At 60.9% G+C, this 16,323-nt stretch carries 15 protein-coding genes and 1 tRNA gene; 10 read left to right on the top strand and 6 right to left on the bottom strand.

From position 1 onward, the window contains the following. The first annotated feature begins 158 nt into the window (after positions 1–158). Together ACLRDN_RS07710 and ACLRDN_RS07705 are read left to right on the top strand one after the other, a co-directional pair. On the top strand, positions 159–602 hold the full coding sequence (locus ACLRDN_RS07710) for a MarR family winged helix-turn-helix transcriptional regulator (RefSeq protein WP_413459655.1): 444 nt from the start codon (positions 159–161) through the stop codon (positions 600–602). Positions 603–696: 94 nt separating this feature from the next. Then, on the top strand, positions 697–948 hold the full coding sequence (locus ACLRDN_RS07705; protein WP_413459654.1) for a hypothetical protein: 252 nt from the start codon (positions 697–699) through the stop codon (positions 946–948). A 19-nt stretch (positions 949–967) separates the two neighbouring features. Here ACLRDN_RS07705 and ACLRDN_RS07700 read toward each other — a convergent pair whose 3' ends face one another. Continuing rightward, on the bottom strand, positions 968–2,527 hold the full coding sequence (locus ACLRDN_RS07700) for a diguanylate cyclase (RefSeq protein WP_413459653.1): 1,560 nt from the start codon (positions 2,525–2,527) through the stop codon (positions 968–970). 79 nt (positions 2,528–2,606) lie between these two features. On the opposite strand from ACLRDN_RS07700, the gene ACLRDN_RS07695 reads away from it, so the two are divergent. Then, the gene (locus ACLRDN_RS07695) at positions 2,607–3,053 is read left to right on the top strand and encodes a hypothetical protein (RefSeq protein ID WP_413459652.1); all 447 of its coding nucleotides are present in this window, start codon (positions 2,607–2,609) and stop codon (positions 3,051–3,053) included. Between the two features lie 32 nt (positions 3,054–3,085). On the opposite strand, the gene ACLRDN_RS07690 is transcribed toward ACLRDN_RS07695, so the two are convergent. Beyond that, positions 3,086–4,048, bottom strand: coding sequence for a LysR substrate-binding domain-containing protein (locus ACLRDN_RS07690; protein ID WP_413459651.1), 963 nt, complete (start codon positions 4,046–4,048; stop codon positions 3,086–3,088). Between the two features lie 145 nt (positions 4,049–4,193). On the opposite strand from ACLRDN_RS07690, the gene ACLRDN_RS07685 reads away from it, so the two are divergent. Continuing rightward, complete coding sequence (locus ACLRDN_RS07685; RefSeq protein WP_413459650.1) at positions 4,194–5,132, top strand: SDR family NAD(P)-dependent oxidoreductase; 939 nt, start codon at positions 4,194–4,196, stop codon at positions 5,130–5,132. Here the strand turns inward: ACLRDN_RS07685 and ACLRDN_RS07680 are convergent. After that, complete coding sequence (locus ACLRDN_RS07680) at positions 5,109–6,050, bottom strand: LysR substrate-binding domain-containing protein (protein WP_413459649.1); 942 nt, start codon at positions 6,048–6,050, stop codon at positions 5,109–5,111. The two genes, ACLRDN_RS07685 and ACLRDN_RS07680, sit on opposite strands and share 24 nt — an antisense overlap. 144 nt (positions 6,051–6,194) lie before the next feature. On the opposite strand from ACLRDN_RS07680, the gene ACLRDN_RS07675 reads away from it, so the two are divergent. After that, a complete protein-coding gene (locus tag ACLRDN_RS07675; protein ID WP_413460360.1) occupies positions 6,195–6,950 on the top strand; it encodes an SDR family NAD(P)-dependent oxidoreductase in 756 nt (251 codons plus the stop codon). A 44-nt stretch (positions 6,951–6,994) separates the two neighbouring features. On the opposite strand, the gene cynR is transcribed toward ACLRDN_RS07675, so the two are convergent. Continuing rightward, entirely contained in the window at positions 6,995–7,972 is a 978-nt protein-coding gene (gene cynR, locus ACLRDN_RS07670) for a transcriptional regulator CynR (RefSeq protein WP_413459648.1), read from the bottom strand. 75 nt (positions 7,973–8,047) lie between these two features. Here cynR and ACLRDN_RS07665 point away from each other — a divergent pair, with 75 nt between their 5' ends. The 3 genes from ACLRDN_RS07665 (at position 8,048) to ACLRDN_RS07655 (ending at position 11,352) form a co-directional block, all read left to right on the top strand. Then, positions 8,048–9,427 carry a diguanylate cyclase domain-containing protein gene (locus ACLRDN_RS07665; protein ID WP_413459647.1) on the top strand — a complete coding sequence of 460 codons (1,380 nt, stop codon included), beginning with the start codon at positions 8,048–8,050 and terminating at the stop codon, positions 9,425–9,427. Further along, positions 9,424–10,191, top strand: a complete 768-nt coding sequence (locus ACLRDN_RS07660) for an EAL domain-containing protein (protein ID WP_413459646.1) — start codon at positions 9,424–9,426, stop codon at positions 10,189–10,191. The genes ACLRDN_RS07665 and ACLRDN_RS07660 overlap by 4 nt, the downstream gene beginning before the upstream one ends. A 372-nt stretch (positions 10,192–10,563) precedes the next feature. Continuing rightward, the gene (locus ACLRDN_RS07655; protein WP_413459645.1) at positions 10,564–11,352 is read left to right on the top strand and encodes a hypothetical protein; all 789 of its coding nucleotides are present in this window, start codon (positions 10,564–10,566) and stop codon (positions 11,350–11,352) included. Between the two features lie 118 nt (positions 11,353–11,470). Here the strand turns inward: ACLRDN_RS07655 and ACLRDN_RS07650 are convergent. Continuing rightward, positions 11,471–11,561, bottom strand: a tRNA-Ser gene (locus ACLRDN_RS07650). A 178-nt stretch (positions 11,562–11,739) separates the two neighbouring features. After that, positions 11,740–13,722 (bottom strand): acetate--CoA ligase, encoded by a 1,983-nt coding sequence (gene acs, locus ACLRDN_RS07645; protein ID WP_413459644.1) that lies wholly within the window; start codon positions 13,720–13,722, stop codon positions 11,740–11,742. 410 nt (positions 13,723–14,132) lie between these two features. Between acs and ACLRDN_RS07640 the strand changes: the two genes are divergently transcribed. Together ACLRDN_RS07640 and ACLRDN_RS07635 are read left to right on the top strand one after the other, a co-directional pair. After that, positions 14,133–14,744, top strand: coding sequence for a YqhA family protein (locus tag ACLRDN_RS07640; protein WP_413459643.1), 612 nt, complete (start codon positions 14,133–14,135; stop codon positions 14,742–14,744). Between the two features lie 31 nt (positions 14,745–14,775). Continuing rightward, positions 14,776–16,317 (top strand): fumarate hydratase, encoded by a 1,542-nt coding sequence (locus ACLRDN_RS07635; RefSeq protein WP_413459642.1) that lies wholly within the window; start codon positions 14,776–14,778, stop codon positions 16,315–16,317. The last annotated feature ends 6 nt before the right edge of the window (positions 16,318–16,323 follow it).

The following is a 16,323-nucleotide window of genomic DNA, read 5'->3' as shown; positions in this document are numbered from 1 at the left end:
TTCATTTTTCAAATTAGTAACGGTTGTTACTATATGGAGAGCGCACAGCCCGGGTCAACGCGCAAGTTGCGCCGGCCTTGCGGCGCGTGCATGCTTCTTGATGTGGATCAAGCGCGCAATGGCTGCGCCCGGATGGTAACGTCTGTTACCATCCGGGCATGAAACTGCAAACCTTCTTCCCCTATCAATTGGCGCAGCTCGCCGAGGCCGTGAGCCGGTCGGTCGCCGCTGTCTATTCGGATCGGTTTGGCCTGAGCCGGGATGAATGGCGCATCCTGGCGGCCCTGGCCGAAGAGGGCCAGATGCAGGCCAGCGACCTGGTCCCGCACGCCTCGCTGGACAAGATGCAGGTCAGCCGGGCGCTGGCGCGCATGGAACAGGAGGGATTGGTGGTGCGCCAGCCCAGCCCGGACGATGCGCGTGCGCGGCTGGTCAAGCCCACGGCGCAGGGCCGCAAGCTCTACCGCAAGATCGTACCGATGGTCCAGGCGCGCGAAGCCTATCTGTTGCAGGCCCTGGAGCGCAACGAATGTGAAGCTTTGCTGCAGGCCATGGAAAAAGTCCGTCTGCGCGCAATGCACGCCCTGGACGAGCCCGACTGAGATTTGTCCGTGCCTGGCTGACTTCATTGTGCGTGCGCCGCTGATAACGCAGCCAGGCCGGCGGGGCTATCTTGGGGTTTTCAGGGAGACCGCCATGAACTTGCCAGAAAACGCCGCGCAACACGACGCCGAGCACACCGAGGATCAATCGCGCCGCCCCAAGGAAGGCCCCACCGAGACCCGCTTCGAAAAGGAAGCGGAAGGCCATGAAGGGACGCTGGGCGGACAGCCGCCGCTGAACGCACCGGCCGGCATCCAGCGCGCCGGACGCGGCGGGGTACTGGTGGAGAAAAGCCCGAATGCGGCCAGTGAAGATCCCGAGGCCGACAAACCACAAAAGCCGTAATGAAGGGCCGGGGCCCCGGCTAGGCGGACCAGGCCAGCGTCGGTTTCCTGGCGATAAATTCGCGGAAGACCGCCCTGTCCCGTCCTGCTTCCTTGGCCTGGTAAAGCGCCTTGTCGGCGCTTTCGACCAGTTCGCGCGGTTGCCAGGAAAATCCGTCGCCGGAGGCGATGGAGGTGACGCCGATACTCACGCTGACCAGTCCCTTGTGGGAAGCTGCATGCGGAATGCCCAGGGCCTTCACGGCCTCGATGATTCGTTCGGCCACCACCAGGGCGCCGGCGCTGCCGCACTCTGGCAGCAATACCGAAAATTCTTCGCCGCCGTAGCGCGCGACGGTGTCGATCTCGCGCTGGGCTGCATGGGTGATGGCGGCCGCAATGTTCCTCAGGCAGACGTCGCCCACCACGTGACCATAATGGTCGTTGTATTGCTTGAAATGATCCACATCGATCATGAGCAATGAAAACATCCCACCCACCCGCGCGAAGCGCGCGGCCTCTGCGTCCAGCAGTTCGTCGAAGTGACGGCGGTTGACGGCGCCGGTGAGCCCGTCGCGGCGCGACTGCTTCTGTAGCAATTCGAACATCGTTTCAAGCTCGCCCCGGGCGCGGACCGCCTCGGCCTGGGCACGCTCCCGCAGCGACACCTGCGCCACCATCTTGTTGCCGCCGTAGGCGATGGCCAGCAGCAGCAGCGCGACCCCGATGGCCCGCACAATGGCGTGGCGCAGCCAATTCTGCAGGATCTCGTCTTCCGATACGGCCACGATGACGAACAGCGGATAATTGCCCAGATGCTTGAAGCCATGGATGCGCGACACGCCGTCCTGGTGGGAACGTATCGTTACCTGGCCGGCGTCTGCCGTGCTGACGTGCTGCTGGAACAAGGGCGACTGCGCCAGCGATTTGCCCATGGAGTCAGCCAGCAGCGGACGGCGGTACAGCACGGTGGAATCATTGGAACCGAACAGGATGGCCCCCTGCTGCCCGATATCGAACTTGTGATAGTAGCGCTCGAAGAACTGGATATCGAGCGTAGCCAGTACCACCCCGCCGAAGGTGCCATCGGGCTTGTTGAGGCGCCGGCTCATGGTGAGCACCCAGTGGCCGGTGGACTTGCTGCGGATGGGCTTGCCGATGAAGACGGTGTCGCGGCGATGCGCGCTGTGATACTGGAAATAGTCACGGTCGCTGTTGTTGAACCGTGTTTCGAGGACGGGCTGGGAGGTGGCCACCCACCTCCCTTTTTCGTCGTAGATGAACAGGCCTGCCAGTTGCGGGACCTCGCCCACGTTGCGCACCAGGAAGTTGTGCAGACGCTCCTTGCCTGCGGCGGCCAGCGGCTTGCCCTGGGCCTGCTCGATGACGGCCTTGAGCACGATATCGACTTCGTCCAGCGCCTGGTCGGCATGCTGGGCCAGCGCCAGCGCCATGTTGGCGGTGGCGCGCGAGGACTCCTCCATCTCGGCCGTACGCTCGTGCCAGCTGGTCCAGGCTTCCAACAAAATGATGATGATGCACACGGCAGCCACGAATCCCTTGGCCGCCCGGGACGCCACCTTGATCGGACACACTTCCATTGCTCCTCCCTGAACGGTGACGTCTCGTGAGGCCATTATTGTTCGCGCCGGGAGGCTTCGCTATCAGAGATTGCCTGAGATGAAACGTCCGCGCGCGCCCCGTGCGGGCGCGCTTCTCAGGATTTTCCCGATGGCCTGCGTTGCCCTGACCGGTTTAAGCTGGACGGGAGGAGTAAAAATGCTAAACAGTTTTGCAGAAGAGATTGCCCACCGATATGCGTTGATCGTGCAGGAGCTGGCCGAGATGGCCGGGGCCAACCTGATCGTCGGCGACCTGATCCGCAATGCCACCCGAAATTGCCTGGTCGGCATGCATGCGGCGGGCGCTGAACCCTGCGAAATCAGGCAGCATCTGGGCGCGCTGATCACCCGGCGCATCAGCAGCTTGCAGATGCAAAGCGGACGCACGCTGGCGGCCTGGGTGCATGCCCGCAATCATATGGAATTTCTGCTCTTCATCGAGGAGAACGAAGCGCTGGCGCTGTCTGCAGATATCCCGGCAGGCGCGGCGGATACGCTCCATTGAGGCGGCCGCGATACTACGGCACAGCACATCTCTCAGGGCGTTTCCCGCTTGCTGGCGCTGCGACGTTTCCGCACGGTGTGGCGATTTGCCTCTGTGCCGGAAAGGGCGCGGGTCTCCCGCACAAGATCGACAAAGGCCCTCAGTCCCGCAGGAACGTATCGATTCTGCGGGTAATACAAACCGAGGCCAGGGTAGGAAGGTGTCCAGTCCGACAAGACCTGGACCAAACTCCCTTCAGAAAGAGCCTGCCGCGCTGACCACTCGCTGACGTAAGCCAACCCGGCCCCGCCCACGGCGGCTGCCAGCACCAGGTGATGGTTGTCCAGCAACAGCGGACCGAATACCTCCACCTTGCGTGTCTTGCCGTGCTTGCTGAATTCCCATCGGTAAGTCGGCCCGTTACCGTAGCGCATCCGGATACACACATGGTCCGCCAGGTCACCGGGCGTTTTGGGAAAACGCCGGCCCTCGAAATAGCCCGGCGCCCCGACCACGATGTGGCGCTGCTGCCCGCCCAAGGGGAAGCTGATCATGTCCTGGGGAATCTGATCCACCAGCCTGACCCCCGCATCGAAACCCTCTGCCACGATATCGACGAGCCTGTCGTCAGAAACGATTTCCACGGACATGTCGGGGTAACGCTCGCAGAACGCCAGGACCAGCGGCCCCAGGATCTGCGATGCGGCAGCCTCTGCCATGTTCAGGCGCAGGGTCCCGCGCGGGGAGTCCCGGTGCTCGTTGACGGACTCGGTGGCAAGGGCAATTTCGTTGAGCGCGGGCTGCACCCGATCCAGGAAGGTCTGCCCCGCTTGCGTGAGCGACACGCTTCGGGTGGTTCTGTTGAACAGCCGCACACCCAGATGCTGCTCCAGTGAAGAGACGGCGTGGCTGAGCGCTGAAGGGGATACGCCCAATGCAGTCGCGGCACGGCGGAAATTGCCGTAGGTCGCCACCGCGACAGCCGCATTCAATTCAGAAATGGCAGTAGATCTCATTGTTCGATTTTGCTCATCATTTCATGCTGGATTGCATGGCTTATCAGAATTATCTCCGCAATCTATGCTTTCGTCACCGGGTGCCTGGCTGACGACGGCGTTGGCCAGGCATGGCCCATCAACCACGCTGACGCAGGTATTCACCATGCAAAGAATCAAGACCCGCTTTGACTTTTCCTCCACCGCTGCACAAGTCCTTGAAGGCGTTGATCTCACCGGCAAGACGATGATCGTCACGGGCGGGGGCAGCGGTATCGGATATGAAACGGTACTGGCGCTGGCCAGCGCGGGGGCCGCCGTGACGATTGCGGCGCGCCGGCCGCACGCCGCAGAGGCCGCTGCGGCCAGCTTGCGCCAGGCATCGGGAAACAGCGCCATCGATGTGCGCGAGCTCGACGTTGCCGACCTCGCTTCCGTGCGCCGTTTTGTTTCGGCATGGGACAAGCCTGTGCATGCGCTCATCAACAACGCCGGCGTGATGGCCTTGCCTGAGCTGGAGCGCAACGCGCAAGGAAGGGAGATGCAGTTCGCCACCAATTTTCTTGGCCATTTCGCCTTGGTGCAGGGCCTTCATCCCTGGCTGAAGGCGGCAAACGGGGCACGCGTGGTCTCGGTGTCCTCCACGGGAAGCTTTTGGAGTCCGGTGCTGTGGGACGATATGGATTTTCGGTTCATCCCCTACCACCCCATCATGGCTTATGGCCAGTCAAAGACGGCCTGTATCCTGCTTTGCGTTGGCATCGCGCGCAAGTGGCGCGGCGATGACATCACGGCCAACGCCTTGAACCCCGGCGCAATTGCCACCAATCTCCAGCGCCACACCGGCGGCCTGAAGACGCCCGCGCCATTCCGAAAGACGCCTCAACAGGGTGCAGCCACCTCCGTTCTTCTGGCGGCCTCGGGCGAACTGGAGGGAATTACCGGGCGATATTTTGACGATTGCAATGAAGCGGAGATTGCCTATTGCCGACCTGAGCTTGCCTTGGGGAAGGTCCCCGCCTATGCCCTGGATCCTGCCAACGCCGACCGGCTCTGGCAGATTGCCGAAGAGATGATGCAATCATCGGAGCTCTTCAAGGCTTGAGTGCACCAGCTCCCGGGACGACAGCGCAACGCCGTCGAGGCCCGGCACTGCGCTGAACAGCTCCACCAGGAAATCCAGGAACACGCTGGCCCGTTTTGGCAGCGTTTTCTGCGCTGGGTACAAGGCATTGACCGGGCTCGATCCCAGGCTATGCGTGTCCAGTACCGTCCGCACCCGCCCACTAGCAAGCTCGGCCGCTACCATCCATGACGGTAGGTAGGCGATCCCCAAATCCTGAAGCACCGCTTGACGAACACCATTGAGGTTGTTCAGGCGAACCCGTCCGCCAACGTTGAATTCACCTTGCTTGAATGGCCAGGTCTTGTTGCCGCCAGCGAGCAAGGTGTAAATGATGCATTCATGACGAACCAGGTCCTCCGGCTGCTCCGGTATCCCTTTCTTCTGCAGGTAAGCGGCGCTGGCCACACAGACCCGCTGCGAAGTCCCTACTCTTCTTGCCCGAAAGGCGCTGTCCTTGAGCGTGCCGCCACGGATGGCAATGTCGATGCCCTGGGCGACCAGGTCAACATATTCATCGCTCAGGCAGAGATCGACATCGACGGAGGGGTAGCTGTCGAGAAAGCGTGGCAGCGCCGGCAGGATGATGTCAGAGCCCACACTTTCGGGGCAGGCCACTCTCAGCAGTCCATGCGGGTCTTGCTGACCGCGCATGTCGGAATCTGCTTCCATGAGAACGTCCAGGGCATGGCGCGCCTGGGCATAGTAGCGTTGACCGTCTGCGGTGGGGAGCATCTGGCGCGTGGACCGATGGAGCAGCCGCGTCCCCAGCAGTTTCTCCAGGGACGCAATATGGCGACTGACGTTGGGCTGGCCGATCTGCATCTCCTTGGCAACCAGGGAAAAACTGCCGGTTTCCACCGAACGAACGAAACATTCGATCCAAAGTAGTTTATTCACGCCGCCCCCGTCCGCTCATTGGCTCATTTATCTCGTTTAAGCATAAATGATATGGCGAGCGCTTGTCTTCTCTTCGCCCCTTCATCGACGCACACTGCCGCTACGTCTCGCCCCTTTGGATGTACCCCAACGTGAAAGATGATCATGGAAAAGAAATTGGAAGGAAAAGTAGCCGTCGTCACCGGCGGTAGCACCGGCATCGGTTTTGCCATCGCAAAACGCTTCGTCGAACATGGCGCAACGGTATTGATCACCGGGCGCCGCAAGCCAGAGCTCGATGCTGCCGTGGCGGCCATTGGCGCTCAGGTAGAGGGCGTGCTGGTGGACTCGGCCGATGCGTCCCAGCTGCGCGCGTTCTTCGATCATATCGGCCAACGGCATGGCCGGCTCGATATCCTGGTCGCCAATGCGGGCGGTGGCGCACTCCTGCCGTTTGGACAGATCACGGAAGAGCATGTTGACGATACTTTCTCACGTAACGTGAAGGGAACCCTGTTCACCGTCCAGACTGCATTGCCCTTGCTGCGCGAAGGATCTTCCGTGATCCTGACCGGGTCGACTGCGGCAAGCGGAGGGACCGAGGCGTTCAGCGTCTACGCTGCATCCAAGGCAGCCGTACGCGCGTTTGCCCGCAACTGGATCGTCGATCTCAAGGGCCGGGGTATCCGCGTCAATACCTTGAGTCCTGGCCCCATCAAAACGCCGGGCCTGGTTGATCTGGTGGGTTCCGATCCGGCGCAGCAGGAAGGATTTTTGGAACACCTGGCCTCGCTTATTCCCATGGGCCGGGTGGGCGACCCGGATGAGGTGGCCAAGGCTGCCGTGTTCCTTGCCTCGGAAGACGCCAGCTTCGTCAATGGCATCGAGCTCTTCGTCGACGGCGGCATGCGCCAGATTTGAGCGTAGGCACGGCACAGTCACGGCCACCTGTTGAACAGCAGCACTCAGCTGCCCTCCAGCGGCTCATCCCATCGACCCGTGGATTGCAGGATCGTATCCATGAACGCCCTCGCCGCGATACTGAGGTATTGATCCTTGCGTCGCAGCAACATCGCTGTTCGCGGCACGGGCGCTGGATCCAGCAGGATATTGCTCACGCCCGGGATCCGGGCACCGATGGCGTCGGGCAAGATGGTGGCCATTTGGCTGTGCTTGACGATCTCAACGAGCGTATTGATCGTATCTGCCTCGATCGAAATAGTGGGGAGCAAGGACTGGTCTTCGAAGTAATGATCGATGTAAGTCCGCGTGACGAAATTCGGGGTGAGCAATGCCAGTTCCATGCCGGCCACTTCGGCGGCACGCACGGAGCGGGCTTGCGCAATCGGATGCGAACTGGCGACCACCAGACAAAGCTTTTCCAGGAACAGCGGAATGCACTCGATGTCGGCACTGCGCTCAAGGCTGAAAGCAATGCCCAGGTCGACCTCGTCGGCCAGCACGGCTGCCGCGACGGTGTCCATCGACATCTCGCGAAGTGTGACGCGGATGCCGGGAAACCGCGCGTGGAATTGCGTCACCAGCGGGGCGGCGATATAGGCCATGAATGTGGGGGTCAAGGCCAGCCGCACCAGACCTTTGGACAAGTCGCGTACATCATCCATGGCCCGGTGGCCGCACTCCAGTTCATGCAATGCACGCCGCACATGCGCGAGATAGGCATGGCCCAAATCCGTGAGCACGATGGTGCGCCCGCTGCGGTCAAACAATGCGGCGCCCAGCCTTTCCTCCATCTGCAGAATCTGCTGCGAGAGCGCCGGTTGCGACACATGCAAGGCCTCCGCCGCACGGGTGAAATTCCCATGCTCTGCGACAGCGATCAGGTAGCGAAATTGGCGAAGCTGCATGGAGGTCTCATCCGATTTTCTTATGACAACGATTCTAAACAGGTCTTGGACGAAAAAGGGGAAAGTCACGATCATGATTTATCGCAGTGATTCCTCCTGAGGGAATGGACTTGAACAGACTGCGATCTTTCTTGATCGGAGGAAACTCAAATGACCAGTACCTGCGAGCCCGTCCTCGCACTTGCCGACGCGCATTCGCGCATGAACAGGGTGGAAGATCAGCTCGCCATTGCCAGGGCGAGCCTCGATTGCGTATCCGACGCCATTGTCGTCATCGATGGCACGACTAGCCGGATACTTCATTTCAATGCAGCCAGCCAGATTCTGCTGGAGCTCGGGGAGGCGCCTTCAGCGGGCATGCACTTCGATGTGCTTCGCTCTCGCCTGAGGACGGAAGATGGCGATGTTCCCACCATGGGAGCGCTGTCGATGGTTTATGCCAACGGGAATGAATATCGTCTCCATCGTTTGCGCGGCACGGTGCTGCCGGTAGAAATACGCTCCACCGCGCTATGCCTGCAACACAAGGAAGTCATGATCCTGGTGCTGCGTGACATCAGCCGCCGCGTCCAGGCCATCGAGGAGTTACGTGACGCAAGCTTGCGCTGCGGCATCACGTTTGAACAGGCGGCGCTCGGGCTTGCGCACATCTCGCTTGACGGCAAGTGGAGCAAAGTCAACCCGCGACTTCTTGGTATCTCGGGCTATGAGCACGACGAGTTGCTCAACAAGACAGTGCGTCAGGTCACGCATCCGGACGATATGAAAAACGATGAAATTTCCTATCGAAAATTGATGCGCGGAGAGCTTCCCTACTTTACGCGCGAGAAGCGCTATATCCGCAAGGACGGGAGCATCGTCTGGGTCAATGTCACCAGCTCGGTCGCGCTTGAGCGTGATGGACAGCCCAAGTTCTTCATCGCGATGATCGAGGATATTACCGAACGAAAACGCGCCGAGGAGCGCGTCGAATATCTGGCCAGCCATGATCCCATGACCGGCTTGCCCAATCGGCGCCGGCTGCATTGGTATCTGGAAAAGACGCTGCACGGTGCGCGCCGCAACGACTCGCATGTGGGGGTGGCTTTCATCGACATGGACAAGCTCAAACACATCAACGATACCTGCGGCCATGAGCAGGGAGACACGGCCATCCAGCGTTTTGCCCAACAATTGCAGCAGCAGATCAGGGGCGAGGACATGGTCGCCCGCATTGGTGGCGACGAATTCGTCATGGTGCTGACCGGCGTCAAGGCCCGTAGTGACATCGAGGCGATTCTCCGGCGGACCTTGCGTGCATTGGCCAATGAAAGGCTGGACGACGGGCGCCGCTTGTCATGCAGCATCGGCATCAGCGTATTCCCCGAAGATGGGCAGGACGCACAGGTGCTGATACGCAATGCAGATTCGGCGATGTATCAGGCCAAGCAAAACGGAGGGGCCGATTTTTCCTTCTACTCTGAAGACCCTGAGCTCAGACCACCGCCATCGGCCATGGCGGTCAACCTCTTCACGCAAGGCTTGCCATGAACACCTCCATGATCCAGGAAATATTACGGCGCAAGATGTTGCAAGCGGTCTTCCAGCCCATCGTTGCGACTTCCCGCAGCGAGATCATCGGCTATGAAGGTCTCATCAGGGGCCCTGCCAGCTCCGGCCTGGAATCTCCCGGCGCATTGTTCGCGGCGGCCCGGGCAGCAGGATTGCAACCCCAGCTCGAACAGGAATGCGTTCGGCTGTTGTGGACGCGTTTTGCAGCCCAGAGGCTGCCTGGCAAACTTTTCCTCAACCTCAGTGCTGCCATGTTGCTTGAGCCCGCCACGCACCAGCGCGAATTTTTGAGGGAATTGGCCGCACTGGGTTTTGCTGGCAACCGTATCGTCATTGAAATTACCGAAGAACACTGCATCACGGACTTTCGCCGCCTGCGCCGAATGACGCGTCTTCTGCGCCGCTATGGCATGTCGGTGGCGGTCGATGATCTGGGTGCCGGATATGCCTCGTTGCGCATGTGGCTTGAATTGCGACCGGCTTGCGTCAAGATCGACATCGTATTTGTCCGGGGCGTAGACCGCGACATGCTCCGCCAGGCGTTTCTGCGGACCATCTGCGATCTGGCGCGCGCATCCGGTAGCCGCGTGATTGCCGAAGGCATAGAGACGGAAGAAGAATGGGCCTGCATCCGCAAGCTCGGCATTGATTTCGGCCAAGGCTATTACATCCAGCGGCCTTCAGGACAGCCCCTGGTGTCGATGGAACATCGAACCATGGGCGACTATCGGAAAACAGCTTAGTCGCGAAAAGCAACTAAGCCTGCGTAGAGGCGAAAGCCAATGATCAGCACAGTCGAACAGCACAACTGCAAATGAGTAGAACAGAGAAAAGGCCCGCATTGAACTGCGGGCCTTTGTTCGTGATGATGGGCAAAGCGGACAGCATTCAACGGGCCGCCGCTCCCGATGAGCGGCGGAGATGGCGTCGTGCTCGCCATTTCCTACAGAACTTAGAGAAATGCGCTGATCGCTGTGGCGACTTACGTGGCTTTACGATGGTGCGGCTTTCGGGTCCTCGGGACCAATTTGACGACAACACACTATCGGGTATTTACCACAATGAACCTCGACTCGTTCGCACGTTTTGGCTTGCACACTAGGACACTACGCTTGATGGCCTCTTTTTCCGGCACTGTCGCGCTGGGTCTTTTTGCCCAGGCAACGCATGCAGAGCCTTCACCTGCACTGGATCGCTTCAGCCTTTCCGCAGGCGGCTATTACGTTGATCCGACCTTCAGCGTCCAGGGCAATACGCGTTACGGTTCAGCTCAAAGCGGTGACATCGACCGCAATCGCACCACGCTGCCGCGGGTTCGTGCCGAACTGCTGCTGGGTGACAGCCATGGCTTGTCCTTCGACTACTTCCGCTACCGCAACGACTATACCTACAGCACCTCACGCTCGTTCAACGTCGGCGGCACGCCGGCTATCCTGGCCGGCAGCGCGAACGCCAACATCGAAGTGGATTTTGCCTCCCTCGCCTACAAGTGGTGGCTGGGTTCGGGAAATGACGTGTTCGGGATCGGCGTGGGCGCAGGCTACTACCGGGCACACTACGATCTGCAGGCCAACGGCGTCTTCAACGGTTCGGCTGGCGCACTCAGTGAAAGCCAGACCGAGAAGACCTTCGCGCCGCTGCTCGAGCTGGGATGGAAGCATGCGTTCAGCAAGGACTTGCGCATCTATGCCGAAGCCTCTGGCGTGAAGAAGAACTGGGGCACAGTGACCGGCCACATCTACGGTGGCGCACTGGGGGTGGAATGGTATCCGCTGAAAAACATCGGCATCGGCGCTGACTACGGCATCACCCGCATTCATATCGACCGTGACGGCGGCAATTCCCAGGCGGCCTTCGATATCAAGCTCAAAGGACCTTCTGCTTACCTGAAGATGCGGTTCTGATCTGCGCCCTGCACTGCACGACATGCAGCTTGGATGTGTGGCTGCATGTTCCATGGCACAAGCCTGATTGAACGACACAAAGAAAAAGGCCCGCATTTCTGCGGGCCTTTGTTCATGCTGGCGGAGAGAGGGGGATTCGAACCCCCGATAGGCTATGAACCTATACACGCTTTCCAGGCGTGCGACTTCAACCACTCATCCATCTCTCCTGGATTCGGGTTCGCATACAGCGAAGCCATGCATTATAGCAAGCTTCACGCCGAAGCCAAGTCTTTTCTGCATATTTTTCAAAAAGACCATGAAAAAACCGGCAGGACCCGGCGTCCAACCCACAACGCCCTGCCCTGCCGGCTCGCCTCTCACCGCCTTGCAGCGGCGATTTCAGGCTTACTGTGCTTCCTTCAGCTGATCCAGGATGGCCGGGTTTTCCAGCGTGGAAACGTCCTGGGTGATCGCCTCGCCCTTGGCCAGCACGCGCAGCAGGCGGCGCATGATCTTGCCGGAGCGCGTCTTGGGCAGGTTGTCGCCGAAACGGATTTCCTTGGGCTTGGCGATGGGGCCGATTTCCTTGGCCACCCAGTCGCGCAGTTCCTTGGCAATCTGCTTGGCTTCTTCACCGGTCGGGCGCGGACGTTTCAACACCACGAAGGCGCAGATCGATTCACCGGTGGTTTCATCCGGCTTGCCCACCACGGCGGCTTCTGCCACGATGCTGTTGGCCACCAGCGCCGATTCGATTTCCATGGTGCCCATGCGGTGACCGGACACGTTGAGCACATCATCGATGCGGCCGGTGATGGTGAAGTAGCCGGTCTCCTTGTTGCGCACGGCGCCGTCGCCGGCGAGGTAGATGTTGCCACCCAGCTCTTCGGGGAAGTAGCTCTTCTTGAAGCGTTCCGGATCGTTCCAGATGGTGCGGATCATCGACGGCCACGGACGCTTGACCACCAGGATGCCGCCATTGCCATTGGGGATGTCATTGCCGGTCTCGTCGACGATGGCCGCCGTGATGCCCGGCAGCGGCAGCGTGCACGAACCCGGCACCTGGGGCGTGGCACCCGGCAGCGGAGAAATCATGTGGCCGCCGGTCTCGGTCTGCCAGAAGGTATCGACGATGGGGCAGTTCTCGCGGCCGACGTTCTTGTAGTACCACATCCAGGCTTCCGGATTGATGGGCTCGCCCACCGAACCGAGGATGCGCAGCGAGGACAGGTCGTATTGCTTGGGGTGGATCTTCTCATCCGCATCGGCCGCCTTGATCAGCGAACGGATCGCAGTGGGCGCGGTGTAGAAAATGGTGGCCTTGTGACGCGCCACCATGTCCCAGAAGCGGCCGGCGTTCGGATAGGTCGGCACGCCTTCGAAGACGATCTGGGTCGCACCCACGGCCAGCGGACCGTAAGCGATGTAGGTGTGGCCGGTGATCCAGCCGATGTCGGCGGTGCACCAGTAGACATCGTCGGGCTTGATGTCGAAGGTCCACTTCATGGTCAGCACGGCCCACAGCAGGTAGCCCGCCGAAGAATGCTGCACGCCCTTGGGCTTGCCGGTGGAACCGGAGGTGTAGAGGATGAACAGCGGATGCTCGGCATCCACCCATTCCGGCTCGCAGGTGTCGGGTTGGTTGGCCACCACGTCGGAGAGCCAGAGGTCACGGCCTTCGACCCAGTTGATCTCGGCACCGGCGCGCTTGTAGACCACCACATGCTTCAGGGTATCGCAGCCGCCCATGGCCAGGGCTTCGTCCACGATGGACTTCAGGGGCAGCTGCTTGCCGCCGCGCACCTGGTAGTCCGAGGTCAGCACGGCTACGGCACCGGCGTCGATCACGCGCTCGTGCAGGGACTTGGCGGAGAAGCCGCCGAAGACCACCGAGTGCGTCGCGCCGATGCGGGCACAGGCCTGCATGGCTGCCACGCCTTCGACCGACATGGGCATGTAGATGACCACGCGGTCGCCCTTCTTGATGCCCAGCGATTTGAGGCCATTGGCGAACTGGCAGACCTTCTGGTGCAGCTCGCGATAGGACACGCGGGTCACCTTGCCGTCGTCGGCTTCGAAGATGACGGCGGTCTTGTCGGCATTGCCGTTTTCCAGGTTGACGTCCAGGCAGTTGTACGAAACGTTCACCTGGCCATCGGCGAACCACTTGTAGAACGGGGCGTTGGATTCATCCAGGGTCTGGGTGAAGGGCTTGTGCCATTTGAGGTTGTCCTTGGCCAGCTTGGCCCAGGTCCCTTCGTAGTCTTTCTCGAATTCGGCGTTCAGGGCGCCGTAGGCGTCCATGCCCGAAATGGCGGCGTGACGGGCCAGCTCGGCCGGCGGTGCGAATACGCGGTTCTCTTGCTTGAATGTCTCGATGTCTGCCACGGTAGTCTCCAGTAGGTTTGTTTTTGCTTTCCGCAAAACATAGGCCGTTTCACTTACTCAGTCCTTACACAAGCAGCGCCCATCCGGGCGGGAGGCCGCTTGCATCAGGGCTGGGGGCGAAGCCGGCACCCTCGCGCCAGCCCGGGCAGGACAACTCCCGGCTGGCTCCATAGACGCAGACCTTCATATCGCTGCGATGTTCTCTGATGATCCAGACAACATATTGGCATTCTGGCACAGGACGATGTTTCCCGCAGGCACTGCCGATGCGGGATACAGGCACAGCGCCGGAAATGGCCCAAGGGCGTGTAGAATACGGCCCCAAATCCGAAGCCGCGCCGGGAAGCACCGCCGCAGCACCATCATCGGATATCGCCACAATCCGCCAGAATCAAGCGTAGCCCAGACACATGAAAAACTCGTCGCCCCAGCCTCCCCGCAAGATCGGCATCCTGCCCAACCTGATTTTCATGAGCCGCTGGCTGCAGCTGCCGCTCTACCTGGGCCTGATCCTGGCGCAGTGCGTCTACGTCTATCACTTCTGGGTCGAGCTGGTGGATCTGATCGGCGCGGCCATGGGCAGCGCCAGTTCGCTGGACCACATCCTGGATGCGGTCGCCATTCCCGGCGCCACCCGCCCCGACAAGCTCAATGAACAAACCATCATGCTGGTGGTATTGGCCTTGATCGACGTGGTGATGATTTCCAACCTGCTCATCATGGTGATCGTGGGCGGATATGAAACCTTCGTCTCCCGCATGAACCTGGAAGGCCATCCGGACCAGCCCGAGTGGCTCTCGCATGTGAACGCTTCTGTGTTGAAGGTCAAGCTGGCCACGGCCATCATCGGGATCTCGTCGATCCACCTGCTCAAAACCTTCATCAATGCCAACCTGTACGACGCCAAGACCCTGATCGCGCAGACCGGCATCCATATCGCCTTCCTCTTGTCGGCCATGGCCATCGCGTATTGCGACCGGCTCATGGTGCATCCATCCGAACCCGCCGACAAGCCGCACTGACTTTGCCTCATCCAAACCGAGAGAACCAGCCATGACCATCATCAAGCAAGACGATCTCATCGAATCCGTCGCCGCCGCGCTGCAGTACATCAGCTACTACCATCCGGCCGATTACATCGCCCATCTGGCCCGCGCCTACGAGACCGAGCAGAGCCCGGCCGCCAAGGATGCGATCGCCCAGATCCTGACCAACTCGCGCATGTGCGCCGAGGGCAAGCGTCCGATCTGCCAGGACACCGGCATCGTCAACGTCTTCCTGAAGATCGGCATGGGCGTGCGCTTCGAGGGCTTCTCGGGTTCGATCGCCGACGCCGTCAATGAAGGCGTGCGCCGCGGCTACTCGCACCCGGACAACGTGCTGCGCGCCTCCATCGTGGCCGACCCGCAGTTCGAGCGCAAGAACACCAAGGACAACACCCCGGCCGTGATCCACATGGAACTGGTGCCCGGCAACACCGTGGACGTGCAGATCGCCGCCAAGGGCGGTGGCTCCGAGAACAAGACCAAGTTCGTCATGCTCAACCCCTCCGACAACCTGGTGGACTGGGTCCTCAAAACGGTCCCGACCATGGGCGCCGGCTGGTGCCCGCCGGGCATGCTGGGCATCGGTATCGGCGGCACCGCCGAGAAGGCCATGCTGATGGCCAAGCAAGTGCTGATGGAAGACATCGACATGTACGAGCTCTTGAAGCGCGGCCCGCAGAACAAGACCGAAGAGCTGCGTATCGAGCTCTATGAGAAGGTCAACGCATTGGGCATCGGCGCACAGGGCCTGGGCGGCCTGACCACCGTGCTGGATGTGAAGATCATGATGCACCCGACCCACGCGGCTTCCAAGCCGGTGGCGATGATCCCCAACTGTGCCGCAACCCGTCACGGGCACTTCGTGCTGGATGGCTCGGGCCCGGCCTACATGGAGCCGCCGTCGCTGTCGGACTGGCCGGAAGTGCACTGGGTGGCTGACACCGAGAAGTCCAAGCGCGTGAACCTGGACACCCTGACCAAGGAAGAAGTCGCCTCCTGGAAGCCGGGCCAGACCCTGCTCTTGAACGGCAAGATGCTGACCGGCCGCGATGCCGCCCACAAGCGCATCCAGGACATGCTGGCCAAGGGCGAGAAGCTGCCGGTGGACTTCACCAACCGCGTGATCTACTACGTCGGCCCGGTCGATCCGGTGCGCGATGAAGTGGTGGGTCCGGCAGGCCCGACCACCGCCACCCGCATGGACAAGTTCACCGACATGATGCTGGAGCAGACCGGCCTGATCTCCATGATCGGCAAGTCCGAGCGCGGCCCGGCCGCCATCGAGGCGATCAAGAAGCACAAGTCGGCCTACCTGATGGCCGTGGGTGGCTCGGCCTACCTGGTGTCCAAGGCGATCAAGTCGGCCAAGGTGCTGGGCTTTGCCGACCTGGGCATGGAAGCGATCTACGAATTCGACGTCAAGGACATGCCGGTGACGGTGGCCGTGGACGCCAACGGCATCTCGGTGCACAACACCGGTCCCGCCGAATGGAAGGAAAAGATCGCCCAGAGCGTGTCCCTGTCCAAGATCCCCGTCACCACGGCCTGATTCGAT

Origin of the sequence: Herbaspirillum huttiense, from assembly GCF_047300815.1 — a bacterium.
In the GTDB taxonomy this organism is placed as follows: Bacteria; Pseudomonadota; Gammaproteobacteria; order Burkholderiales; family Burkholderiaceae_D; genus Herbaspirillum; species Herbaspirillum huttiense_A.
Note: the sequence above shows the minus strand (reverse complement) of the source record. Positions and strands in the feature narration are given on the sequence as shown.